The sequence below is a fragment of the Pelomonas margarita genome, assembly GCF_043555875.1.
Classification (GTDB): Bacteria; Pseudomonadota; Gammaproteobacteria; order Burkholderiales; family Burkholderiaceae_C; genus Pelomonas; species Pelomonas margarita.
This window is the reverse complement of sequence record NZ_JBIGHW010000003.1, coordinates 277,438-300,225: the sequence shown is the minus strand read 5'-3', so window position 1 is coordinate 300,225 and position 22,788 is coordinate 277,438. Positions and strand designations below refer to the sequence as shown.

At 69.5% G+C, this 22,788-nt stretch carries 20 protein-coding genes; 11 read left to right on the top strand and 9 right to left on the bottom strand.

All coding sequences use genetic code 11. The features are described 5' to 3' along the window. Positions 1-4 precede the first annotated feature (4 nt). The 3 genes from ACG0Z3_RS07300 to ybiB all read right to left on the bottom strand — a co-directional run bounded on the left by ACG0Z3_RS07300 (position 5) and on the right by ybiB (position 3,726). Positions 5-1,720 carry a nitrite/sulfite reductase gene (locus ACG0Z3_RS07300; protein ID WP_394396617.1) on the bottom strand — a complete coding sequence of 572 codons (1,716 nt, stop codon included), beginning with the start codon at positions 1,718-1,720 and terminating at the stop codon, positions 5-7. Positions 1,721-1,732: 12 nt separating this feature from the next. Then, positions 1,733-2,719, bottom strand: coding sequence for a sulfite exporter TauE/SafE family protein (locus ACG0Z3_RS07295; RefSeq protein WP_394396615.1), 987 nt, complete (start codon positions 2,717-2,719; stop codon positions 1,733-1,735). Positions 2,720-2,802: 83 nt separating this feature from the next. Further along, a complete protein-coding gene (ybiB, locus tag ACG0Z3_RS07290; protein ID WP_394396613.1) occupies positions 2,803-3,726 on the bottom strand; it encodes a DNA-binding protein YbiB in 924 nt (307 codons plus the stop codon). A 147-nt stretch (positions 3,727-3,873) separates the two neighbouring features. Here ybiB and ACG0Z3_RS07285 point away from each other — a divergent pair, with 147 nt between their 5' ends. Beyond that, positions 3,874-6,798, top strand: coding sequence for an HD domain-containing phosphohydrolase (locus tag ACG0Z3_RS07285; RefSeq protein ID WP_394396611.1), 2,925 nt, complete (start codon positions 3,874-3,876; stop codon positions 6,796-6,798). An 18-nt stretch (positions 6,799-6,816) separates the two neighbouring features. Here the strand turns inward: ACG0Z3_RS07285 and ACG0Z3_RS07280 are convergent, their stop codons facing one another. Further along, the gene (locus tag ACG0Z3_RS07280; RefSeq protein WP_394396610.1) at positions 6,817-7,854 is read right to left on the bottom strand and encodes an ornithine cyclodeaminase; all 1,038 of its coding nucleotides are present in this window, start codon (positions 7,852-7,854) and stop codon (positions 6,817-6,819) included. A 123-nt stretch (positions 7,855-7,977) separates the two neighbouring features. Between ACG0Z3_RS07280 and ACG0Z3_RS07275 the strand changes: the two genes are divergently transcribed. From ACG0Z3_RS07275 to ACG0Z3_RS07265, 3 genes are read left to right on the top strand one after another with little or no spacing between them, the layout of a single operon-like run. After that, a complete protein-coding gene (locus ACG0Z3_RS07275) occupies positions 7,978-8,403 on the top strand; it encodes an Lrp/AsnC family transcriptional regulator (RefSeq protein WP_394396608.1) in 426 nt (141 codons plus the stop codon). Between the two features lie 50 nt (positions 8,404-8,453). After that, positions 8,454-9,374, top strand: a complete 921-nt coding sequence (locus ACG0Z3_RS07270) for a patatin-like phospholipase family protein (protein ID WP_394396607.1) — start codon at positions 8,454-8,456, stop codon at positions 9,372-9,374. Next, positions 9,371-9,997, top strand: a complete 627-nt coding sequence (locus ACG0Z3_RS07265) for an LON peptidase substrate-binding domain-containing protein (protein WP_394396605.1) — start codon at positions 9,371-9,373, stop codon at positions 9,995-9,997. The genes ACG0Z3_RS07270 and ACG0Z3_RS07265 overlap by 4 nt, the downstream gene beginning before the upstream one ends. Here the strand turns inward: ACG0Z3_RS07265 and ACG0Z3_RS07260 are convergent. The 3 genes from ACG0Z3_RS07260 to ACG0Z3_RS07250 form a co-directional block, all read right to left on the bottom strand. Next, complete coding sequence (locus ACG0Z3_RS07260) at positions 9,987-10,811, bottom strand: alpha/beta hydrolase (protein WP_394396604.1); 825 nt, start codon at positions 10,809-10,811, stop codon at positions 9,987-9,989. The two genes, ACG0Z3_RS07265 and ACG0Z3_RS07260, sit on opposite strands and share 11 nt — an antisense overlap. A gap of 273 nt (positions 10,812-11,084) precedes the next feature. After that, on the bottom strand, positions 11,085-11,852 hold the full coding sequence (locus ACG0Z3_RS07255) for a hypothetical protein (RefSeq protein ID WP_394396603.1): 768 nt from the start codon (positions 11,850-11,852) through the stop codon (positions 11,085-11,087). Positions 11,853-12,304: 452 nt separating this feature from the next. Further along, a complete protein-coding gene (locus ACG0Z3_RS07250; protein ID WP_394396601.1) occupies positions 12,305-12,862 on the bottom strand; it encodes a phasin family protein in 558 nt (185 codons plus the stop codon). A 167-nt stretch (positions 12,863-13,029) separates the two neighbouring features. Here ACG0Z3_RS07250 and ACG0Z3_RS07245 point away from each other — a divergent pair, with 167 nt between their 5' ends. Beyond that, positions 13,030-13,959: a histone deacetylase family protein gene (locus ACG0Z3_RS07245; RefSeq protein ID WP_394396600.1), complete on the top strand. Its 930-nt coding sequence runs from the start codon at positions 13,030-13,032 to the stop codon at positions 13,957-13,959. Here the strand turns inward: ACG0Z3_RS07245 and ACG0Z3_RS07240 are convergent. Together ACG0Z3_RS07240 and ACG0Z3_RS07235 are read right to left on the bottom strand one after the other, a co-directional pair. Next, positions 13,937-15,472 (bottom strand): methyl-accepting chemotaxis protein, encoded by a 1,536-nt coding sequence (locus ACG0Z3_RS07240; RefSeq protein WP_394396598.1) that lies wholly within the window; start codon positions 15,470-15,472, stop codon positions 13,937-13,939. The genes ACG0Z3_RS07245 and ACG0Z3_RS07240 overlap by 23 nt on opposite strands. A 32-nt stretch (positions 15,473-15,504) precedes the next feature. After that, complete coding sequence (locus ACG0Z3_RS07235) at positions 15,505-15,963, bottom strand: cache domain-containing protein (protein ID WP_394396596.1); 459 nt, start codon at positions 15,961-15,963, stop codon at positions 15,505-15,507. A 176-nt stretch (positions 15,964-16,139) separates the two neighbouring features. On the opposite strand from ACG0Z3_RS07235, the gene ACG0Z3_RS07230 reads away from it, so the two are divergent. The 6 genes from ACG0Z3_RS07230 (at position 16,140) to ACG0Z3_RS07205 (ending at position 22,760) form a co-directional block, all read left to right on the top strand. Beyond that, positions 16,140-16,577 carry an acyl-CoA thioesterase gene (locus ACG0Z3_RS07230; RefSeq protein ID WP_394396595.1) on the top strand — a complete coding sequence of 146 codons (438 nt, stop codon included), beginning with the start codon at positions 16,140-16,142 and terminating at the stop codon, positions 16,575-16,577. Between the two features lie 19 nt (positions 16,578-16,596). Next, positions 16,597-17,577 (top strand): 2-hydroxyacid dehydrogenase, encoded by a 981-nt coding sequence (locus ACG0Z3_RS07225; RefSeq protein ID WP_394396594.1) that lies wholly within the window; start codon positions 16,597-16,599, stop codon positions 17,575-17,577. Next, the gene (locus tag ACG0Z3_RS07220; protein WP_394396592.1) at positions 17,577-18,374 is read left to right on the top strand and encodes a hypothetical protein; all 798 of its coding nucleotides are present in this window, start codon (positions 17,577-17,579) and stop codon (positions 18,372-18,374) included. The genes ACG0Z3_RS07225 and ACG0Z3_RS07220 overlap by 1 nt, the downstream gene beginning before the upstream one ends. 112 nt (positions 18,375-18,486) lie before the next feature. Continuing rightward, on the top strand, positions 18,487-19,854 hold the full coding sequence (locus ACG0Z3_RS07215) for a DNA recombination protein RmuC (protein WP_394396591.1): 1,368 nt from the start codon (positions 18,487-18,489) through the stop codon (positions 19,852-19,854). After that, a complete protein-coding gene (locus ACG0Z3_RS07210) occupies positions 19,851-21,017 on the top strand; it encodes an MFS transporter (RefSeq protein WP_394396589.1) in 1,167 nt (388 codons plus the stop codon). The genes ACG0Z3_RS07215 and ACG0Z3_RS07210 overlap by 4 nt, the downstream gene beginning before the upstream one ends. 198 nt (positions 21,018-21,215) lie before the next feature. Beyond that, positions 21,216-22,760, top strand: coding sequence for a methyl-accepting chemotaxis protein (locus tag ACG0Z3_RS07205; RefSeq protein WP_394396588.1), 1,545 nt, complete (start codon positions 21,216-21,218; stop codon positions 22,758-22,760). The last annotated feature ends 28 nt before the right edge of the window (positions 22,761-22,788 follow it).

Sequence of the window (22,788 nt, the reverse complement as noted above, 5' to 3'; positions counted from 1 at the left end):
TTGATCAGGCCTTGGCGGTGGACACGCGAACGGCATTCGCGGCGGTCTTGAACGGATCGAGCCCCAGGCGCTTCACCGCGTCGATGAAGTGTTCACCGGCTAAGCGCTCGCGCTTGAAGGTCTCGATGACGGCGTCGATGGCGTCGGCGATCTCGTCGGCCGCGAAGCTCGGGCCGATGACCTTGCCGGCCACAGTCCCGCCGGCCAGCGTCGTGCCGTCACCGCCGCCCAGCGTCAGCTGATACCACTCGGTGCCGTCCTTGTCGACGCCGAGGATGCCGATGTGGCCGCTGTGGTGGTGGCCGCAGCTGTTGATGCAGCCGCTGATGTGCAGGTCGATCTCGCCCAGGTCTTCGAGCTCATCGATGTCCTGGTAGCGCTCGGCGATCTCGGCGGCCAGCGGCAGCGAGCGGGCGTTGGCCAGCGCGCAGAAGTCGCCGCCGGGGCAGGCGATCTGGTCGGTCAGCAGGCGGGCGTTGGGCGTGGCGAAGCCGGCGGCGCGCGCAGCCTGGAACAGCTCGGGCAGGTCCGAGGCCTTGACCCAGGGCAGCACGAGGTTCTGGCGGTGCGACACACGCAGCTCGCCGTGGCTGAACTGGTCGGCCAGCGCGGCCGCCGTGTCCATCACGTCGGCCGTCGTGTCGCCCGGGGCGATGCCGACGCGCTTGAGGCTCAGCGTGACGGCGCGGTAGCCGGCCACGCGGTGGCCCTGCACGTTGCGGTCCAGCCAGCGCTTGAAGGCCGGGTCGCTGGTGTCCAGCGCGGGCTCGGCGGTGGCGACGACGCCTGCTGGGTCGACGAAGCAGGCCGCCACGCGGTCCAGCTCGGCCTGGGGAATGATGTGCTCGTGGCCGCCGTTGTCGTCGGCCAGGATGCGGGCGTACTCGGCGTTCACCGCGTCGAAGAACTTCTGGCCCTCGGCTTTGACGAGGATCTTGATGCGGGCCTTGTAGAGGTTGTCGCGGCGGCCAGCCAGGTTGTAGCAGCGCACGATGGCCTCGATGTAGACGAGGATGTGCTGCCACGGCACGAAGGCGTTGATCTCGACGCCCGGGATGGGCGTGCGGCCCATGCCGCCGCCGACGAAGACCTGGAAGCCGACCTCGCCAGCCTCGTTCTTCTTGAGCTGGAGGCCGATGTCATGCCAGCCGATGGCTGCGCGGTCTTCCTTGGCGCCCGACACGGCGATCTTGAACTTGCGCGGCAGGTGGGCGAACTCGGGGTGCAGCGTGCTCCACTGGCGCAGCACTTCGGCGTAGGGGCGGGCATCGACGATCTCGTCGGGGGCCACGCCCACCAGCGCGTCGCTGGTGATGTTGCGGATGCAGTTGCCGCTCGTCTGGATGCCGTGCATGTCGACCTCAGCCAGCAGGTCCATGACCGTGGCGCTGTCCACCAGCGGGATCCAGTTGTATTGCAGGTTCTGGCGCGTCGTGAAGTGGCCGTAGCCGCCCTGGCCGGCGAACGGGCCGTCGGGCTGGCGGTCGTACTCGCGGGCGATGCGGGCCAGCTGGCGCAGCTGGCGGCTGCTCAGCTCGCCGTAGGGCACGGCCACGCGCAGCATGGGCGCATGGCGCTGGATGTACCAGCCGTTTTGCAGGCGCAGCGCGCGGAAGTCGTCGCCGCTCAGCTGGCCTGCGAAATGGCGCTCCAGCTGATCACGGTATTGGGCGGCGCGGGCGCGAACGAAGCGGCGGTCGAAGTCGGTGTACTGATACATGGAGTCAGGGGATCACGCCAGGGAACGGTAGATGTTGAAGGCGCTGACCAGCACGATGGTGCTGCCCACCAGGGCCAGCAGCGCCTTGGTGTGCAGCCGCTTGGTCAGCAGCGCGGCAATCGGGGCGGCGAACAGGCCGCCCAGCACCAGGCCGGCCACAGTCGCCCAGGGATTTTCGTCGCCAATCAGCAGCGCGAACACGCCGGCGCTGATGAAGGTCAGGAAGAACTCCGCGAGATTGACGGAGCCGATGGTGGTGCGTGGGTCGTGGCCCGTGCCCACCAGCGTGGTGGTGACCACCGGGCCCCAGCCGCCGCCGCCCACTGCATCCACGAAGCCGCCGAACAGGCCCAGCTTGGCCACGTGGCGGGGCTCGCCGCCGCGCGGGCGGATCTTGCGGAAGATCTTGCTGATCACGTACAGCCCCATCAGCAGCAGGTAGGCCGACACGAAAGGCTTGATGGCCGAGCCATCGATGCTGGACAGCACCCATGCGCCCGATGCCGCGCCCAGCATGCCGGGCACCAGCAGGCGCAGGAACAGGTTGCGGTTGACGTTGCCCAGCTTCAGGTGCGCCAGGCCGGACACACCGGTGGTGAACACCTCGGCGATGTGCACCGAGGCGCTGGCCACGGCCGGGCTGCTGCCGGTGGCCAGCAAGAAGGAGGTGCTGGTGATGCCGTAGGCCATGCCCAGCGCGCCGTCCACGGTCTGGGCCAGCAGGCCCACGGCGACGGCGGCCCAGAAATCGGTGCTGGACAGCGCGTTGGCCACCAGTTGCAGGCCGCCCACGCCGCCGGCCGGCTGCGTGAACAGCCGCGAGGCCAGCGCGATGGACAGCGCCATCAGCAGGCCGACGATCGACCACATGGCCACGCGCAGCACCGGGTGGCCCGGGTCGTTGGCGTGGGTGACGGCGTTCTCCAGCGGCGGCAGGCCCAGTTCGGCATGCTCGGCGTTGACGGGGTTGTTGCTGAGGTCGAGGTCGCGGACTTTCATCGAGGTCGCGACTCTAGGGAAGCTTGCTCAGCAGACGAACGACATTCTTCTTGGGGCTATATGCCCAGGCTGAATAAGCAAGCTCAGTTTGTGGCCAGCAGCTTCAGTGCGGCGACCTGCTCGGCGATGCGCGGCGGCACCGGCTCGGTGCCCGCCAGCATGGCGCGGATCAGCGCGGCGTTGGCGGCGGGCGCGCAGGCGGGCGACAGCGGCCAGTCCAGGTCGGTCGTGTCGGCTGGGTGCAGCGGCGCGGTGGCGCCGTCGTGGAAGCCGATCAGGTGCGCCTTGCGGCGCAGGTGGGCGTAGGCCTCGCCCTCGCTGGCGCGCATCAGCAGCGCACGGCCCCCATCGGCGGTCAGCGCGGGCAGGGTGGCGGCCATGCTGTCCAGGTACTCAGGGTGCGTGACCGCGGCCACCCGCACGCCGCGGCCGGTGGGGAAGGGATCCAGCAGTTTGGCCAGGCTGTGTGCGCTGTTGCGCAGGCCCAGGCGCGGGCGCAAGGCCATCAAATCGTTCAAGCCAGGGTTGAGCAGTTGCAAAGGCAGCACGGCCAGTCGTTCGGCGGCGAGCTGGTGCTGAGCGTCGGCCAGGCTGGGGCTGGCGGGCAGGCCCAGCGCCTCCAGCAGTTCGAAGGGGCTGACGCGGCTGTCGAAGTCATGCCGGCCAAACACCAGCACCGGCACGCCCTCGCGGGCCAGCAGCTGTGCCACCAGCGGCATCAGGTTGGCCTGCTTGCGGGCGCCGTTGAAGCTGGGCAGCAGCACGGTGCGTGGGCCCGGCGGCGCCGTCATCGCGGCGGTGCGGGCCTGCATGGCGGCCAGGAAGCCCGCCAGCTCGTCGGCGCTCTCGCCCTTCACGCGCAGCGCGATGAGGAAGGCGCCCAGCTCCAGGTCGGGCACGCGCCCGTCCAGCATCGCGCCGAACAGCTGCTCGGCCTGGTCTCGGGTCAGGTCGCGTGCGCCGCGCGAGCCGCGGCCGATTTCCTTGATCAATGGGGCGTAGTCCATGGCCCGGAGTGTAGGAAGGCCATGAACCCGGGCCGTGCGCGCTGGCACGTCGCTGCCGCGCGACAAGCGCGACGTGAACATTGCCCAACGTCAAGTTTGTATGCCGTTCATTCGGCGCGGTAGCGCGGCCACAGATACTCGCGGCCCATGAAGCCGATGAAGCCCAAGACGCTGTACGTCACGCTGAGCACGCTGATGGTTGGCCTGGTGGTGATGGTCTATGGCGTGCTGATGCTGTACGAAGCCTCGCGTAGCGACGCGCTGATGCTGCAGCAGGCCGGCGCGGCGGCGCGTCGCATCGCGCGCGAGGCGGCGGGCGTGGTGGAGGCCGAGCTGCGGCCTGCGCGGATCAGCGTGGCCTTGCTGGCGGCCGGGGGGCTGGGGCGCGCGGGTGCTGATGCGGACCGGCAGCTGGTATTGCCCGAGCTGGCCGCAGCGCTGCGTGGCAACGCGGCCGTCTCGGCCGTCTATGCCGGCACGGCGCAGGGCAGCTTTTTGTTGTTGCGCCGGCTGGGCGACGCGGCCACGCGCCGGCGCATGGATGCGCCGCCCGAGGCCGAGTTCGCGCTGCAGACCGTGGTTCGTGACGCCACCGGCGTGCACGGCCACTACCAGTTCTACGACGGCCAGCTGCGCGAGCTGCAGAAGGTGCAGCGGCTGGAGTACGACTTCGACCCGCGCACGCGGCCGTGGTTCGCGCTGGCGCGACAGGCCCCGGCGGGCCAGGTTGTGCAGTCGGCCCCGTACCTGTTCTTCACGACTGGCGAGCCCGGGGTCACGCTTGCACAGGCTCAGGGGGACACGGTCATTGGCGCCGACGTCAGCCTGCAGGCGCTGGGCGACATGCTCGACAAGCCGCAGATCAGCGCGTCGGCCGAGCTGCTCATCGCGACGCCAGGCGGCGAGGTGCTGGCCCAGGCGCGGCACCGGCCGGGCCTGGCCGAGAGCCGGCGCCTGCCGCAGGTGAAGGAGGCCGGCTCGCCGCTGATGCGCGCGTTGTGGGAGCGCCGCGATGCCCAGGGGCGGTTGGCGGCGGTGGAGACGGTGGACGGCCGCGAGTGGGTCAGCCATGCGCTGCCGTTGGCCAGCAGCTCGGCGGCCGGCGCGCCGCTGGTGCTGCTGATGGCCGCGCCGCGCGATGAACTGCAGGCCCACCAGATCGAGAGCCGCCGGCATGGCTTCTACATCTCGCTGGTGCTGATGCTTTTGTTGCTGCCGGTGGTGCACCTGTTGGCCGATCGTGTGTCGCGGCCGCTGCGCCTGCTGGCGCGGCAGGCCGAGGCCATCGAGCACTTCGATTTCGACGGGCCCGACCCGGCGCGCAGCCGCATCCGCGAGGTGGACCGGCTGGCCGTGGCGATGACGGCGATGAAGCATTCGCTGCGACGTTTCCTGGACATCAGCGGCGCGCTGAGCGCGGAGCGCGACTTTGACCGGCTGCTGGATCTCATCTTGCGCGAGACCATCGCGGTGACGGGGGCCAGCGGCGGCGCCGTCCACCTGCTCAGCGAGGATGGCTCGGAGCTGCAGCCGGCCGCGGTGTGGCTGCGCGGCGAGCCCCGCCAGGGCGCCGGCCGCAGCTGGGCGCTGAACGTGGCCGACAGCCCGGGCGCTCCGGTGCAGGCGCTGCGCGCCGACGACGCCGTGGAGGTGGACTTGGGCTGGGACGACCCGGCCCACCTGGCGGCCTACGGCGACCTGCTGGCCAGCTTGGGCGTGTCGCGGCTGCGGCTGCTGTCGCTGCCGTTGAAGAACCGCAGCCACGAGACTATCGGCACGCTGACGCTGAGTTTCGCCCCGCCCGCCGACGGGCCGCTGCAGCCGCTGGGCGCTGCGCGTGTGGCCTTCGTGCGGGCACTGTCGGGCACCGCAGCCGTGGCGCTGGACAACCAGCAGCTGCTGCGCTCGCGCAAGGCGCTGCTGCAGAGCTTCATCGAGCTGGTGGCCGGCGCCATCGACGCCAAGAGCCCCTACACCGGCGCCCATTGCCAGCGTGTGCCCGAGCTGACCAAGATGCTGGCCCGCGCGGCCTGCGAGGCGACCGATGGCCCCTTCGCCAGCTTCACGATGGACGACGGGCAGTGGGAGGCGCTGCACATCGCGTCCTGGCTGCACGACTGCGGCAAGGTCACGACGCCGGAGTACGTGGTCGACAAGGCCACCAAGCTGGAGACCATCTACAACCGCATCCACGAGGTGCGCATGCGCTTCGAGGTGCTCAAGCGTGATGTGCTGATCGAGCGGCTGCAGGCAGAGCTGGGCGAGGCCGGCAGCGCGCGGGCGCAGACCGCCGCCGCACCGGCCCAGGCGGCGCTGGATGCCGACTTTGCCTTTGTCGCGGCCTGCAACCAGGGAGGCGAGGGCCTGGCGCCCGAGGCGGTGGAGCGGCTGCGCGAGCTGGCCGCGCGGCGCTGGCAGCGCACGCTGGACGACGGGCTGGGGCTGTCGATCGCCGAGGCGGCGCGGCTGCCGCGTGGCAGGCCGACGCTGCCCGTGGCCGAACGGCTGCTGCAGGACCGGCCCGAGCACCTGGTGCCGCGCCCGGCGGCCGAGCGACTGACCAGCGGCAATCGCTGGGGCTTCACGCTGGTCCAGCCCGAGCAGCTTTACAACCGCGGTGAGCTGCACAACCTGTCGGTGTCGCGCGGCACGCTCAGCGACGAGGAGCGCTACAAGATCAACGAGCACATCATGCAGACCATCCGCATGCTGGAGTCGCTGCCCTTCACCGGCCCGCTGAAGGCCGTGCCGGAAATTGCTGGCGCCCACCACGAGCGCATGGACGGCCGTGGCTACCCGCGCGGCCTGACCGGCGCAGCGATGAGCCCGCAGGCGCGCATGATGGCCATCGCGGATGTTTTCGAGGCGCTGACTGCCGATGACCGCCCCTACAAGCCCGGCAAGCGCCTGTCCGAGGCGCTGGATCTGATGCGCGCCATGGTGGCCGAGGGCCATCTGGATGGCGAGTTGTTCGCGTTGTTCCTGCGCTCGGGCGTTTGCCTGACCTACGCGGCACGCTTCATGGCGCCCGAGCTGGTCGACCTGGACGACGTCAGCGCCTATATCGGCTGAGGCCCCGCGCTCAAGCGCTCAGGCCGCGTGGCGCTGGCCATGCAGCTGCAGCGTGCCGAACAGGTTCTTGGGGTCAGCCATCTGCGGGATCAGGTCCAGCGGGGCGCCCAGGCCCAGTGCGGTGCTGAGCTCGCGCAGCAACCGCAGCGCGGAGAAGTCCTCCAGCGCGAACCCCACCGAGTCGAACACCGTGACCTGGTCACGCGACTCGCGGCCCGCCACCTGGCCGGACAGCACTCGCCAGAACTCGGTGACGGGGAAGTCGGCCGGCATCTGCTGCATGTCGCCCTCGACGCGGCTCTGCGGCTCGAACTCGCAGACCACGCGGGCCATGGCCAGCACGCCGCGGTGCAGCTCGGTCTTGCCGGGGCAGTCGCCGCCCACGCCGTTGATGTGCATGCCGGGCTCGATCATGTCGGGCGTCAGGATGGTCGCTAGGCCCTTGTCGGCGGTGACCGTGGTGACGATGTCGGCACCGCGCACGGCCTCGGCCGTGGAGGCGCAAACCGTCAGCGTCAGGCCGGGCATGCCCTGCAGGTGGCGCACCAGCCGCGCGGTGGCTGCCGGGTCGATGTCGAACAGGCGCAGCTCGCGGATGCCCAGCAGGTGATGAAAGGCCAGCGCCTGGAACTCGCTCTGGGCACCGTTGCCGATCAGCGCCATCACGCGGCTGTCAGGGCGGGCCAGCCGCTTGGCCACCATGACGGACGTGGCGGCGGTGCGCATGGCCGTCGTCAGCGTCAGCTCGGACAGCAGCACCGGCGCGCCCGTGGCCACGTCAGCGAGCACGCCGAAAGCCATCACCGTCGGCAGGCCGACGCGGTGGTTTTTGGGGTGACCGTTGACGTACTTGAAGCTGTACAGGCTGGCATCGGCGATGGGCATCAGCTCGATGACGCCGTCGTCCGAATGGGCGGCGACGCGGGGCGTCTTGTCGAACTCGGCCCAGCGCAGGTAGTCAGCCTCCAGCGTGGCGACGAGGCGGCGCAGCAAATCGGGAAGGCCGACGCGCTGCACGAGGCGTGCGATGTCCTGGGTGGTCAACAGCGTGGTCATGGAGGTTTCCTGAAGGGGGTGATGGCGATTCTTCCGACACGTCTCGCCAAACAGAAGCGCAATTCCTGACAAGTAATGCATGGGTTTTTGCCAAAATGGCAAGGAAAATTGACGATTTGCATAATGGACGCGCTTGATCAACAACTGCTGGCGCTGCTGCGCACCGATGCCCGCGCCAGCGTCGCGACGCTGGCAGCCAAGCTGAAGGTGTCGCGTGGCACGGTCACCAACCGCATCGCCCGGCTGGAGGACGGCGGCGTCATCACCGGCTACACGGTGCGGCTGCGGCCCGACGCGGTACCCGACCAGATCACCGCCTGGATGAGCATCACCGTGGAGGGCAACCGCACGCGCGAGGTGGTGTCCATGCTGCTGGGCGAGCCCGGCATCACCGGGCTGTTCGACACCAACGGCCGCTGGGACCTGCTGGCCGAGATCCGCAGCTCCAGCTTGCAGGAACTGGCTGACGTGCTGGAGCGCGTGCGCCTCATCAAGGGCATCGCCGGCACGGAGACTTCCATCCATTTGCAGAGCTACAAGCTCGGCTGAGCTGGAAGCCCGGCTCGGTTATCGTGCCGCGGCTCTTTGCATTCGTGACCATGATCCTTGCCCTGATCCGCCGCGCCTCGCTCGCGGCCCTGCTCGCGGCGCTGGCCGCCTGTTCCGTGCCCATGCTGGCGCCCCAGCAGCCGGTCGTCGTGCCGCCGCCGGTGGAGCCTCCGCCCGTCGTCAAGCCCGTGCCCAAGCCGCCCCGCCTGGGCCTGGCGCTGGGCGGCGGCGCGGCGCGCGGCTTCGCGCACATCGGCGTCATCCAGGTATTGGAAGAAGCTGGCATCAAGGTCGATCTGGTGGCCGGCACGTCGGCAGGCAGCCTGGTCGCGGCGCTCTACGCGTCGGGCAAGACGGGCAAGGAGATGCAGACGCTGGCCGAGGGCATGGACGAAGGCGCCATCACCGACTGGTCCTTCCCGTTGCGCGGCCTGATCCGTGGCGAGGCGCTGGCGCGCTTCATCCGTGACAAGACCGGCGGCAAGGGCATCGAGCAGATGGTGCTGCCGTTGGGCATCGTCGCGACCGACCTGGGCGACGGCTCGGCCGTGCTTTTCCGCAGCGGCGACACGGGCACGGCGGTGCGTGCGTCCAGCGCCGTGCCGGCGGTGTTTCAGCCAGTCAAGATCGGCCAGCGCGAGTACGTGGACGGGGGCCTGGTGTCGCCCGTGCCGGTGCGCTTCGCGCGCGAGATGGGCGCGCAGCTGGTGCTGGCCGTCGACATCACCTCGCCGCCGGCCGCCGAGCCGCCCAATGACGCCTTCCGCATGCTGATGCAGACCTTCGCCATCATGGGCCGCAGTATCAACACCTTCGAGTTGCGCGACGCCGACGTGCTGGTGCGCCCACGGCTGGACGGCATTTCCAGCGCCGACTTCACCGCGCGCCGCCGCGCCATCCAGGCGGGCCGCGAGGCGGCGCAGGCCTTGCTGCCACTCATCAGGCAGCGCATCGCCGAGAAGACGAGATGAGCCTCGGCATCGAGACGCCGCTGTTCCCGCTGCGCTCGGTGCTGTTCCCCGGCGGCTACTTGCCGCTGCGCATCTTCGAGCCGCGCTACCTGGACATGGTGCAGCGCTGCCACGCGCAGGGTCATGCCTTTGGCGTCGTCGCGCTGACCGAGGGGCAGGAAGTGCGGCAGCGCGATGGGGCAGGCTTCCAGCGCGAGGCATTCCACGCTGTTGGCACGCTGGCACGCATCGAGCACTTCGCGCATGAACAGCCGGGTCTGATCCAGCTGCGCACGCGCGGCACGCAGCGCTTTCATCTGCGCAGTTCGCGCTGTCTGAGCCACGGGCTGTGGGTGGGCACGCTGACGCTGCTGCCGCCGGACGTCGCCGTGCCCGTACCGGACGACCTGCGTTCAGCCGCGCGCCAGCTACAGGACTTGCTGGAAGGCTGGCGCGAGCGTGCCAGCCCCGAGGAGCTGCCGCTACAACCGCCCTACGACTGGGACGACGCCGGCTGGTTGGCCAACCGCTGGGCCGAGCTGCTGCCCATGCCGGCGGACGAGCGTCAGCGCCTGATGGCGTTGGATAACCCGCTGCTGCGGCTGGAGCTGGTGGTGGACCGGCTGGACGCGCTCAGCGGTTGAGCCAGTCGGTCAGCACGCGCAGCACATCGGCCCGCTCGGGCTCGTTGAAGAGCTCGTGGAACAGGCCCGGCCAGGGCCGTGTCGCGACGACATGGGCGGGCGCCGCCGCCGCGAAGGCCTCGCTGCCGCGCGGCGCAACGCAGCGGTCGGCGCCGGCCCACATCAGCAGCGTGCGCAGCTGCCAGCGCGGTGCAGTGGCCAGCACCAGCTCGCCGGCGTCGATGATGAAACGGGTCAGTCGCGCGGTGATGCGGTCGTGCACCAGCGGGTCGGCGGTGTAGGCGGCCACGACGGTGGCGTCGCGGCAGATCCACCCGGGCTTCAGCCCGTTGCCCACGGCCAGGCCGGGCGCGAGGCTCTCGGCCAGCGCCAGCGCCAGCTTCTGCGCGCCGTTCAGCCCAGCGTCCAGCGCCGGGGACGACAGCACCAGCCCGTCCAGCGGCCGGCTCCAGGCGGCGGGCCGGAGCTGCAGGGCCTCCGCCGCGAAGCGTGCGGCGATGAGACCGCCCAGACTGTGGCCCAGCAGCACGAAGGGCAGGGTAGGGCGGCGCACGGCGTCGATGACGACCGCCGTGTCGCGCAGCAGCACCTCGGCGTCGGGGATGTCGCCCCGGCGGCCCTCGCTGCGACCGTGGCCGCGGTGGTCCCAGCCCTGCACGTCCCAGCCGGCAGTGTTCAGCGCGGCGGCCACGTGGGCGTAGCGTTCGATGTGCTCACCCAGGCCATGCACGATGAGCACCTGGCCGCGCGTTGGTGCGGTGGCAGGCCAGTATCGGGTGTGGAGCAGGAGGCTGTCGTCGGTGGTCAGCGTCATCGCGCGAGTTTCACTCAGAGCCTGTGAATGAATCCGGCGCGCCCGAGCGGGCGCCCCAACCGCCGCCAATCAAGGCGCAAAGCACAGCCGTAGCTCGGGCTACGGCGCGCATTTGCAACGCCGAGTGGCGGCGGTTGGGGCGGACGAGCGGGTGTGCGGGCTTTGTTCACAGGCTCTCAGCCCGCGCATCAGCGCATCGACGCGTTGGGCCGACGAATCGGCGTCGGACGCTCAGCGCGGCGCCGGGCTGAGCAGCGGCGCGTGCTCAGGGATTCATGCGGTGCCGTGACGGCGAGGGAGGCCACCAGAGGGCGGTGTCCTGAGTGCCCGACGCCGCCGCCAGATCGCCAGCATCAGCAGACTGCCCAGCGACCACTGGGCCCATTGCGCGGGCTCAGGCACCGTGGCGACGGCAAAGCGGAGCGTGTCGCTGCCGCCCACGATGCGGTAGCCCACCATCACGCTGGCACCGCCGGCACCGATAGGCGCAGTCAGTGCCGTGACTTCGGAAAAAGGGGTCGTGGCGCTGAACGGGTGATCGGCCGCGATCTCCATGGTCAAGACGCTGCCGGCCGGCAGGTCGAGGGACAGCCCGCTGAGCTGCGTGAAGGTGAGCACGGCCGCGAATCCCAGTCCCCCGGGGCTGTTCGTCGGTGTCATGGCACTGAAGAAGCCGGAGGCCAATGCGACCGGGGTGGCCCCGTCAGCCAAAGCCACCGTCGCGGCGCCTGTCGTGGCGTCGAAGCCGAAGCTGGCGTCGCCCTGTGCCGCATACAGCGTCGCGCTGCTGGGGCCGGTCGTGTTCACTTCGAATTGCGCATACAGCGAATGATCGGATGGCAGGGCCGTGCCACCCGCCACCAGGTAGGCGCTGATGTCGATGTAGCCGCGCTCGACGAAATTGCCTGTGTAGTCGGTGAACTGGACCACTGACCATTCCGATCCCTTGAAGCCGGTGGCCTGCACGAGGGCGGTCGCGCCGGCCGCACGGGCGTCCACCACCACCGTGGTTGTGGCCGCCGCCATGCTGGGGTTCGCCATCGCGGCGAGCGTCAGGGCGCTCGTGGCAGCACACCGCCGGGCGAATCGCAACCACCTGGGCACGGCGCGGGCCTCGTCTTGGCCCCACGATTGATACCGCGACGTGGGCGAGGATTCATGGCTTTTCAACATCGTCACTCCCTTTTTGTTGGCACCTGTTTTCACCGGCAAGGCTTCGCACGTTCTATGCCAGTCAACAGCTGCCGGTGATGATTTGGCCCGGGAGGCTAACACCTTCATGACTTGACCCGTGCAAGTCGCCTCGCTGGGCCCCCGCGAGTCAGGGAGGTGCTTTCCCATCACGGCTGCAAGGCGCGAATCCGCGATCTGGCCAAGGCCTTTCGCACCCTGGCGGCGAGGGCTCGCCGGGCGCCGCTGCCGCTCGATGGTGCGCGCAATGAAAAAAGCCCGGTGCATGCACCGGGCTTGTATCAGGCGGACGCCCGAAGTCTTCAGGCGGCAGCGCGCTTGGCGGTGCGGGCCGCCGTCTGCGTGGCCTTGACGGCTTGCGTCGTGGCGGCCTGGAAGTTGGCCTCGGCCACTTCGACGGCCTGCTTGGTGGCCTTGTGCACCGACTCGAACGCGTTGTTCGCGGCGGCAACGGCGGACTTCACCAGCGCGACGGCGTTCTCGGTGCCGGCCGGGGCGTTCTTGGCGGCGGTGTCTACCAGCGTGGAGAAGGTCTTCTGCGCGTCAGCGAATTGGCTCTCGGCGACCTTGGCGACTTCGGCACCGGTGCTGGACGCGATGTCGTAGATGTGGCGGCTGTAGGAGGCAGCCTTCTCGGCGGTCGGTTGCAGCAGCGCGGCCTGCAGCGACAGCAGTTCCTGCGCGTCCTTCACCGACAGCGCGGCGTTGGTGGTGTCAGCGGCCTCGCTCAGCGCGGTCTTGGCGACCTGCAGGTTCAGCTCGACGAGCTTCTCGACGCCTTCGAACGCCTTGTTCGTCAGGCCGAAGAGGGTTTCGACGTTGGCTTTGTGAGCGGCGAGGATTTGTTCAGCGGTCAGCATGGTGGAACTCCGATTTCGAGTGGTTGAACCGATTGCTGTGCTTGATTGCTGCACTGCAACATGACTCGAATCATAGGGGTGCGCCGGCGGATTGCAAGTCTTTTTTGTGCACCGCAGCAAACTAGGGGTGCTGATTGTTCCGGTGAGGCGCTGCTACCGTGGCGGCCATGCTGGCTTTCCATTCCGACGCCCACAGTCTGGCGCTGCCGCCGGGCCATCGGTTTCCGCAGTCCAAGTACCGCCTGCTGCGCGAGCACTTCGAGCGCGAGCCCGGGCTGTTGCGCATGCAGCCGGCGCCGGCAGCGGCCGAGGACGAGCTGTTGCTGGCCCATACGCCCGACTACGTGGCCGCCGTACTCAGCGGCACGCTGAGCGCGGCGCAGCAGCGCGAGATCGGCTTCCCGTGGAGCCCGTCCATGGCCGAGCGCTCGCGCCGCTCGGTCGGCGCCAGCATTGCCGCTGCGCGGGCGGCGCTGGCGGAAGGCGTGGCCGCGAACATGGCGGGCGGCACTCACCATGCCTACGCGGACAAGGGCTCGGGCTACTGCGTATTCAATGACGTCGCCGTGGCGGCCCGGCTGATGCAGGTGGCGTGGGCGCGCCAGCACCGTCATCTGCTGGGCGTGCTGGTGATCGACCTGGACGTGCACCAGGGCAACGGCACGGCGGCCATCTTTCGCGACGACGACTCGGTGTTCACCTTCTCCATGCACGGCGAGAAAAACTTCCCGTTCCGCAAGGAGCCGGGCGATCTGGACGTGGGGTTGCCGGACGGCTGCGGCGATGCCGAATATCTGGCCGCGCTGGACGAAGCGCTGGCCACGGTCTGGCGTCGCTGCCAGCCCGGCCTGGCGTTCTATCTGGCCGGCGCCGACCCGCACGAGGGCGATCGCCTGGGTCGGTTGAAGCTGACCCACGCCGGCCTGGCCGAGCGCGATCGGCGCGTGCTGACGGCGCTGCGGGAGCGCGGCATCCCAGTGGCGCTGAGCATGGCCGGCGGCTACGGGCATGACCTGTCGACCACCGTGGCCGCGCAGGTCAGCACCCTCAAGCTTGCCGCTGATTCCTGGGCGGCTATCGCACGCGGAACTGGCTGACCACCTGCGCCAGCCGCTGCGCCTGCTCGCGCAGCGACTCGGCCGCAGCGGCGCTTTCCTCGACGAGGGCGGCGTTCTGCTGCGTCATGTCGTCGACCTGATAGACGGCCTGGTTCACGTCGGCGATGCCTTGGCTCTGCGCTGACGCGCTGGCGCTGATCTCGCCCATGATGTCGGTCACGCGCTGCACGGCGCCGACGATCTCGCCCATCGTGGCGCCGGCTTCCTGCACATGGCGTGCGCCGGATTCGACGCGCTCCACGCTGGCGCTGATCAGCGTCTTGATTTCCTTGGCGGCGGTGGCGCTGCGGCCCGCCAAGCCGCGCACCTCGCCGGCCACGACGGCGAATCCGCGCCCCTGCTCGCCGGCCCGGGCCGCCTCCACGGCGGCGTTGAGCGCCAGGATATTGGTCTGGAACGCGATCTCGTCGATGACGCCGATGATGTCGGCGATGCGCTTGCTGGACATGGCGATGTCGTTCATTGTGTCCACCACCTGCTGCACGACGCTGCCACCGCGGTGCGCCACGTCGGCGGCCGAGCTGGCGAGCTGGTTGGCCGTCTGCGCATGCGCCGCGCTTTGGTGCACGATGCCCGTGAGCTGGGCCATCGACGAGCTGGTGACCTCCAGGCTGGAGGCCGTCTGCTCGGTGCGCATGTTCAAGTCCTGATTGCCCGAGGCGATCTCGGCGGACGCGGTGCGGATGTAGTCCGCCACCTGCATCACGTCGCCCACGGTGCTGCCCAGTTGCTCGCACATCTGGTTCAAGGCCTGCATGAGTCCGGCGAGTTCGTCCTTGCCCAGCGGCGTCGCGCGCCGCGTGAGGTCGCCGGCCGCGACGGCCTGCGCCAGCGACAGCGATTCGTTCACATCGGCAGCGATCTTGCGCTGGTTGATCAGCAGCAGCCCCATGCCGGCGCCAGCGGCCAGCAGCGACACCAGCGCGAAGATCCACGCACGGCGACCCGCGTTGTCCTGCTGGCTATCGGCGGCGGACTGCTGCTCGCCCCCCAGGGCCTGGACGATCTTGCCGATTAGCGCCGCCACGTCCTTGTAGCGGGCCTGGGCGTCCTGCATGGCCGCCACGCCGGTATTGGGATCGACCGAAGCCAGGTCGATGGCGCCATCGGCCTTGGCCAGGTAGGCCTGCAGCAGCGGCTGGCACTGCTGGATGAGTCCATCGGTTTCGGTGGAGGTGCCTTCGATGGCGGCCAGTGCGCTCAGCGTGCGGGCGATGCCCTCCACCTGGTTCTTGAGTTCGGTGCGCACGGTCTTGACCTGGGCCTCGTCCATCGAGGCGATCAGCGCGATGGTGCGGAACACGCCGCCGTGCATCTCGCCGACCTGGGTCTGCACGGACACCATGGTCATGAAGACCTCGTTGCGCTGCTGGCCCGCCGCGTTGGCGCCGACCACCTCGCGCAGCGAGAACCAGTTGTTGCCCAGGCCGATCGCCAGCACGATGGCCAGCGCTGCCGTGGGGGGCAGCAGCATCTTGGCGGCAAGCTTCATCGTCTAGCCTTTGCGCACATGCCGAGCCGGCTTTACTTGTAGACGCCGCCGCAGACGATGGTCTCGTCCAGCCGCTCGCAGTACATCTGCTTGGGTTCCACCTTCTTGTTCGTCGGGTTGGTGAACTTGTAGTCCTGCCAGAAGCCCTTGGGCTGGGAGCGGCCCAGCTCGGTGCGCTCGCGCACGAAGGCCTTGCCGTCGATGTCCTTCAGGTCGATCAGGTCGCGACCCACCTGCTTGGGGTTGGCGCCGTGTGCCAGGCACTTGCCGTCCAGGCCGTAGACGACGAGGTAGAGGTCGTGCTTGATGAACTGGGCCTCCTTGCCGGTGATGTCGGCATAGCCCTTGTCCTTGCCGCTGGCCTTGATGTGGGCAATGCCCTTCTTGACCATGGCGACCGCGTCGTCCTTGGTGGCGTTCTGCGCCAGGGCGGATGACGCGCCCACAAGGGTGGCGCAAGCGAGGGCAAGCGATGCAAGAGTGCGGTTCATGCGGATGCTCCTTCCGAGCGTTGTGAATCCGTTGCCAGCCGACGGCGCCGCTTGGGCACCCGCCTGTACCCGACATGGGCGGGCCAGTGTCTCCCCGGCAAATCTCGCGGGGCAAGTGCATAAGTCGCAATCCTTTGCAGGGCGTGTGTCCATGGCCGCATGGAAGAATGCGCCGCATGACGCGACCGCAGCCCGACGACCGCCACGCCTACCCGCAGTTCGTGCCGCTCACGACGCGGTGGATGGACAACGATGTCTACGGCCACCTGAACAACGTCGTCTACTACAGCCTGTTCGACACGGCCGTGAACCGCCTGCTCATCGATGCCGGTGCGCTGGACCTCCATGCCGGCAAGGTCATCGGCCTGGTGGTGGAGACGCACTGCAATTTCTTCGAGTCACTGGCCTTCCCGCAGCGCATCGAGGCCGGTGTGCGTGTAGCACACCAGGGCCGCTCCAGCGTGCGCTACGAGATCGGCCTGTTCGCCGAGGGCGCCGAGCGCTGCGCGGCGCGGGGTCACTTCGTGCATGTGTACGTGGACCGCGACACGCGCCGCCCGGTGGCTGAGCTGCCCCCGGCTTATCTGCAAGCCCTGCAAGCACTGACCCCGTGAGCGGGGACGAGGAGCCGCCATGCGCAAGAAGATCCTGATCGCCCGCCGGGCGCCCGCCGATGTCATCGAGCGCCTGGCCGCATGCTTCGAGGTCGACGCCGTCGAGGGCGACGGCGTGCTGGCACCCGACGAACTGCGCGCCCGGCTGCAGGGCAAGGCCGGCGCCTACATCACCGGTACCGAGCGCATCACTGCGGAGCTGCTAGATGCCTGTCCCGCGCTGCGCGCCGTCTGCACGATGAGCGTGGGCTACAACCACATCGACCTGGCCGCCTGCACGGCGCGCGGCGTGCTCGTCACCAACACGCCCGATGTGCTGACCGAGACGACGGCCGACCTGGGCTTCGCGCTGCTGATGGCCACGGCCCGGCGCATGAGCGAGGGCGAGCGCCTGCTACGCGACGGGCAGTGGAAGAGCTGGTCCTGGGACTTTCTGGCGGGTGCCGAGGTGCATGGCACGACCTTGGGCATCCTCGGCATGGGGCGCATTGGCCAGGCGCTGGCACGGCGCGCGCGCTTCGGCTTCGGCATGGAAATCGCCTACCACAACCGCTCTCGCCTGCCCGCCGACACCGAGCGCGAGCTGGGCGCGCGCTACCTCAGCAAGGACGATCTGCTGCGCCAGGCCGACCACCTGGTGCTGGTGTTGCCGTACTCGGCCGCGTCTCACCACTGCATCGCCGCCGCCGAGCTATCGCTGATGAAGCCCACGGCCACACTGGTCAACATCGCCCGTGGTGGCATCGTCGACGAGAACGCGCTGGTGGCCGCGCTGCGCGAGCGCCGCATCGCTGCTGCGGGCCTGGACGTCTTCGAGGGCGAGCCCCGGGTCAACCCCGCGCTGCTGACGCTGCCCAACATCGTGCTCATCCCGCATATCGGCAGTGCCACGCTGCCCACCCGCTTGGCCATGGCCCGCCTGGCGGCCGACAACCTTGTGGCCGCGCTGACCGGCGCGACGCCTCCCACCCCCCTGAATCCCGAAGTGCTGCCCCTGTGATGAAACGTCGCCTGCTGTACGTCCTCGCGCTGCTGCCCGCCCTGGCGCTAGCCCAGAAGAAGCCGCCCCCGCTACCGCCCGCACCTGAGCCCGAGGCCGCCGTCGAGGACAAGACGCCGCGCGACCCCAACAAGTTCGCTGCGCTGTCCCTGCTGGGAGACAGCGTGCAGCTGCTGAACCTGACGCCCGCGCGCGGCGACACGGTGCAGGCCGGTGAATGGACGGCCCGGCCCGCCGGAGGCCTGGACAACGCGGTGCTGCAGGCGCTGAACACGGCGGTCAAGGCCGGTGACGACAAGCGCGAGGTGAAGCTCTACACCTCCTCCACGCGCAGCCTGTTTGGTGACCCTGCCAAGCTGTTCGTGGACGGCAAGCTCAGCCTGCCGGGCAACCTGGCAGCGGCAGTGCGGTCGGCAGGGGCTGGCAAGCTACTGCTGGTCACCCGCAGCCAGCAGGAGCCGGGCCTGATCGCCGCGCTGCCGGCGCGCATCCACACCCCGCTGGAAGGCCCGGGCTTCGTGCTGGACCTGCGGCCCAGCGCCCAGATCGGCTTCGACGGCCAAGGCGGCCTGCCGGTGTTCGCGCCCTATGTGTCCATCCGTGTCGCGCTGATCGACCTGGGCGACCTGCGGCTGCGCCGCGAGCAGTCGCTGGCCGTCGGCACTCGCCTGCCTGTCGCCCGCGAGACGGCCGCCAACCCCTGGGCCGCCACCACGCCCGAGCAGCGCGTGCAGGCGCTGGAGGCGCTGATCGAGGCCGAGCTGCCCAAGGCGGTGAAGGGGCTGGTCGCGCCCTGAGCGGTGCCCGTCAGTGGCAGCCCTGAGAGGCCTGCCGCAGCAGATTGGGTGGGGGCAGCTCTGCAGCCCCCCTTGGGTAAGGCTCTTTAGCCCTGCGGCGACAATCGGCCGAATGACCTTGATCGACGTGCTGCTGCTGGCCTTGTTGGCCCTGATCCTTGTTCTGCTGGTGTTGATCTGGGCGCGTCAGAAGGCGCCGCAGGGCGTGCCGCCCGAGCTGCTGCAGAGCAACGAGCGCCTGGAGCGCGAGTTGCGCGACGAGCTGGGCCGCAGCGCCAGCGGCACGCGTCAGGAGCTACTGCAGGGGCTGGCCCAGTTCCAGCAGGTGCTGACGCAAGGCCTGCAGGGCAGCAACCAGTCGCTGGCTCAGCAAGCACTGGCCGCGCGCGAGGCGCAGGACGGCGCCGCGTTGCGCAGCGTGCAGGCACAGGCCGAGTCCATGCAGAAGCTGGGCGACGCGATGCGCGAGCAACTGCAGGCCCTGTCCAAGACCAATGACCAGCGTCTGGCCGAGCTGCGCCTGACCGTGGAGCAGCGCCTGACCGCCATCCAGCAAGACAACGAGAAGAAGCTGGAGCAGATGCGCGCCACGGTGGACGAGAAGCTGCACGCCACGCTGGAGCAGCGCCTGGGTGAGAGCTTCAAGCAGGTGGCCGAGCGGCTGGAGCAGGTTCACAAGGGCCTGGGCGAGATGCAGAACCTGGCACGCGACGTGGGCTCGCTGAACCGCGTGCTGACCAATGTGAAGACGCGCGGCGTGTTCGGCGAGGTGCAGCTGGCCGGCTTGCTGGACCAGGTGTTCACGCCCGAGCAGTACGCGGCCAACGTGGCCACGTTGCCGGGCTCGTCGGAGCGGGTGGAGTTCGCGATCTCGCTACCCGGGCAGCGCGACGATGGCCAGCCGCTGTGGCTGCCCATCGACGCCAAGTTCCCGCGCGAGGACTACGAGCGCCTGCTGGATGCGCAGGAGCGCGCCGATGCCGCCGCCGCCGAGGCCTCGGCCAAGGCCATCGAGACGCGGCTGCGGCTGGAGGCCAAGACCATCCGCGACAAGTACATCGGCCCGCCGCACACCACCGACTTCGCCATCCTCTTCGTGCCCACCGAGGGCCTGTACGCCGAGGCGCTGCGCCGCCCCGGCCTGGTGGAGAGCCTGCAGCGCGAGCACAAGGTGATGCTGTGCGGCCCGACGACGTTGCTGGCCACGCTGACCAGCCTGCAGATGGGTTTCCGCACGCTGGCGCTTGAGAAGCGTTCGGCCGAGGTCTGGGAGGTGCTGGGCGCCGTGAAGACCGAGTTCGGCAAGTTCGGCGACGTGCTGGCCAAGGCCAAGAAGAAGCTGGAGGAAGCCGGCAACACGCTGGAGGCTGCCGAGGTGCGCACGCGCGCGATGACGCGCAAGCTCAAGGGCGTGGAGGCGCTGCCCGATGACGCGGCCCAGCAGTTGCTGAAGCTGGCGCAGGCCGAGGACACCGAGTGAGCGAGCCGGCCGGCCCGGCCCCCGCGCAGCGCATGCGCGACGCCTTCTGGTGGCTGATCGCCACCATGATCTGCGTGCACGCCTGCATGGCGACGACGCGGGTGACGGCCAGTCTGTGGGTGCTCAAGCAGGGCTATGGCGAGGCGTCGGTAGGCATGCTGCTGAGCCTGTTCGCCGTGGCGCCCATCGCGCTGTCGCTGTGGGCCGGCCGGCTGGCCGACCGTCACGGGCTGCACCGGCCGGTGGGCATGGGCGTGCTGCTGGCCTTTGTCGGCGCCGTGCTGGCGCTGGTGATCCCCCATCTGTGGGCCATTGCGACCGGCTGCCTGTTGTGCGGCGGCGCGGTGGCGATGGCGGGCGTGGCCATGCAGCGCGAGGCCGGGCTCATGGCCCAGGAGCCAGGAGAGCTGAAGAAGATCTTCAGCTGGATGGCGCTGGGGCCGGCGCTGTCCAACGCGCTGTCCCCCATCATCGCGGGACTGCTGATCGACCATGTCGGCATGAGCGCCGGCTTTGCCTTCGCGGCTCTGCTGCCGCTGCTGGCCTGGGCACTGGCCCGCAAGGTGCCGCGCAACCCGCCCAAGGTGGTCACCAAGAGCTTTCGCGAGCGCGCGGCCTGGGACCTGTTCCGGCTGCCGGCCTACCGGCGTCTGCTCATTGTCAACCTCGCGCTGTCGGCCGGCTGGGATGCGCACAGCTTCGTCGTGCCCGTCGTGGGCCATGCGCGCGGGCTGTCGGCCGCCAGCATCGGCCTGGTGCTGGGCAGCTTCGCAGTGGCGGCGACGCTCGTGCGGCTGGCCATCGTGCGCTTTGCCGACGACATCGACGAGGCCAAGGCCCTGCGCGCGGCGATGGCGCTGGCCATGCTGACCTTCATTGCCTATGCGTGGCTGCCCGGCACGCTGGGGCTGGTGGCAGGCTCGGCGCTGCTGGGCGTGGCGCTGGGCTCAGTGCAGCCCATGGTGCTGGCCATGCTGCACCGTGCCACGCCGCATGAGCGCCATGGCCAGGCGCTGGGCCTGCGCATGCTGACGCTGAACGGCGCGACGGTGGGCATGCCGGTGGGCTTTGGCATGCTGGCCGCCACCACGGCGCTGGCCGCGCCCATGTGGCTGATGGCCGGCATCCTTCTGCTGGCGCAGCTGCCGGCGCGCCGGCTATAGCAGACCGGGACGCCGCGCGCTAGCGGCTGTGTCAGCGCATTCGCAGCCTGCCAGGGGCTTGTGGGGCTTGTGCGGCGTTGTGCGCAGCCGGGCGAACTAACGCTTTCTTTTTTCGGATTGACTGACGATCATCGGTCTGCAGGGCTCCTGCAGCGGGGTCTCGCACCAAGCCGATCAACGAGAACAGGTGGAGGTGATATGCGCGTCAATCAGCCCGTGACCCAGCGGGAGTTTGAGTTCCCGGCAGATGCCACGTTGATGTCCACGACGGACCCTCAGAGTCACGTCAAGTACGCCAACGACGCGTTCATCTCGGTCAGCGGCTTCACGCGCGAAGAGATCATCGCCCAGCCGCACAATTTCGTGCGCCACCCCGACATGCCGGAGGCAGCCTTCGCCGACATGTGGGCCACGCTCAAGGGCGGCGAGCCCTGGACCGGCCTGGTGAAGAACCGTCGCAAGGACGGCGATCACTACTGGGTGCATGCCAATGCCGTGCCCATCGTGCGCGAGGGGCGCACGCAGGGCTACATGTCGGTGCGCACACGGGCGTCGCGCGACGAGTCCGCTGCAGCCGAGAAGCTGTACGCCGACATGCGCGCCGGCCGGGCGGGCGTGCGCATGCACAAGGGGCTGCTGCTGGGCAGCTCCGCCGTGGCGGCGCTGTTCAACTGGCGCAAGACGCTGGGCGCGCGCGGGCGCATCCGCCTCACGCTGTCGCTGGTGTGGCTGGCGATGCTGCTGGTGGGCTTCCCGATCGCGTCCGACATGACCGCGCTGGCCCGTCTGGCGGCGGTGGTGGGCGTGGGCATGGTCATCACGGCCATCGTGTTCGAGCAGATGTTCGCGCGGCCACTGGAGGAACTGAAGCGCCAGGCACTGGCGGTGGCCACGGGCGCGCACCAGGACGTGTCCAGCATGGATCGCGTCGATGAGATCGGCATGAGCATGCGCTGCATCAGCCAGTTGGGGCTGATGTTCCGCTGGCTGGTCAGCGATGTCAGCCAGCAGGTGGTGAACCTGCAGACGGCCGTCAACGAGATCGCCAAGGGCAACGAGGACCTGAGCTCGCGCACCGAGCAGGCCGCGTCCAGCCTGGAGCAGACCGCCGCGTCCATGGAGCAGATGACCGCCTCCGTGAAGAACAACGCCGATACGGCGCAGCAGGCCAATGATCTGTCCGGCCAGGCCAGCACGGCGGCGGCCCAGGGCGGAGAGGCCATGGCGCAGGTGGTGGCGCGCATGGGCGACATCAGCAGCAGCTCGCGGCGCATCGCCGACATCATTGGCGTCATCGATGGCATTGCCTTCCAGACCAACATCCTGGCGTTGAATGCGGCCGTGGAGGCCGCGCGAGCCGGCGAACAAGGCCGTGGCTTTGCGGTGGTGGCCGGCGAGGTGCGCAGCCTGGCCCAGCGCAGCGCCGAGGCGGCCAAGGAGATCAAGTCGCTGATCGGCGCCAGCGTGGCGCAGGTCGAGGCCGGCTCGCGCCTCGTGGACGGTGCGGGCCAGGCGATGGAAGAGATCATGGGCAAGGTGCAGCGCGTGTCGCACCTGATCGGCGAGATCAGCGGCTCGGTGCGCGAGCAGAGCAACGGCATCGCGCAAGTGGGCCAGGCGGTCAGCCATCTGGACCAGGTCACGCAGCAGAACGCGGCGCTGGTGGAGGAGAGCACCGCCGCGTCCTACAGCCTGCAGCAGCAGGCGGCCAGCCTGGTGGCGGCGGTGGGCGTGTTCCGCTGACGCCCGGCGGCCGATGCCGGCTGGTGGC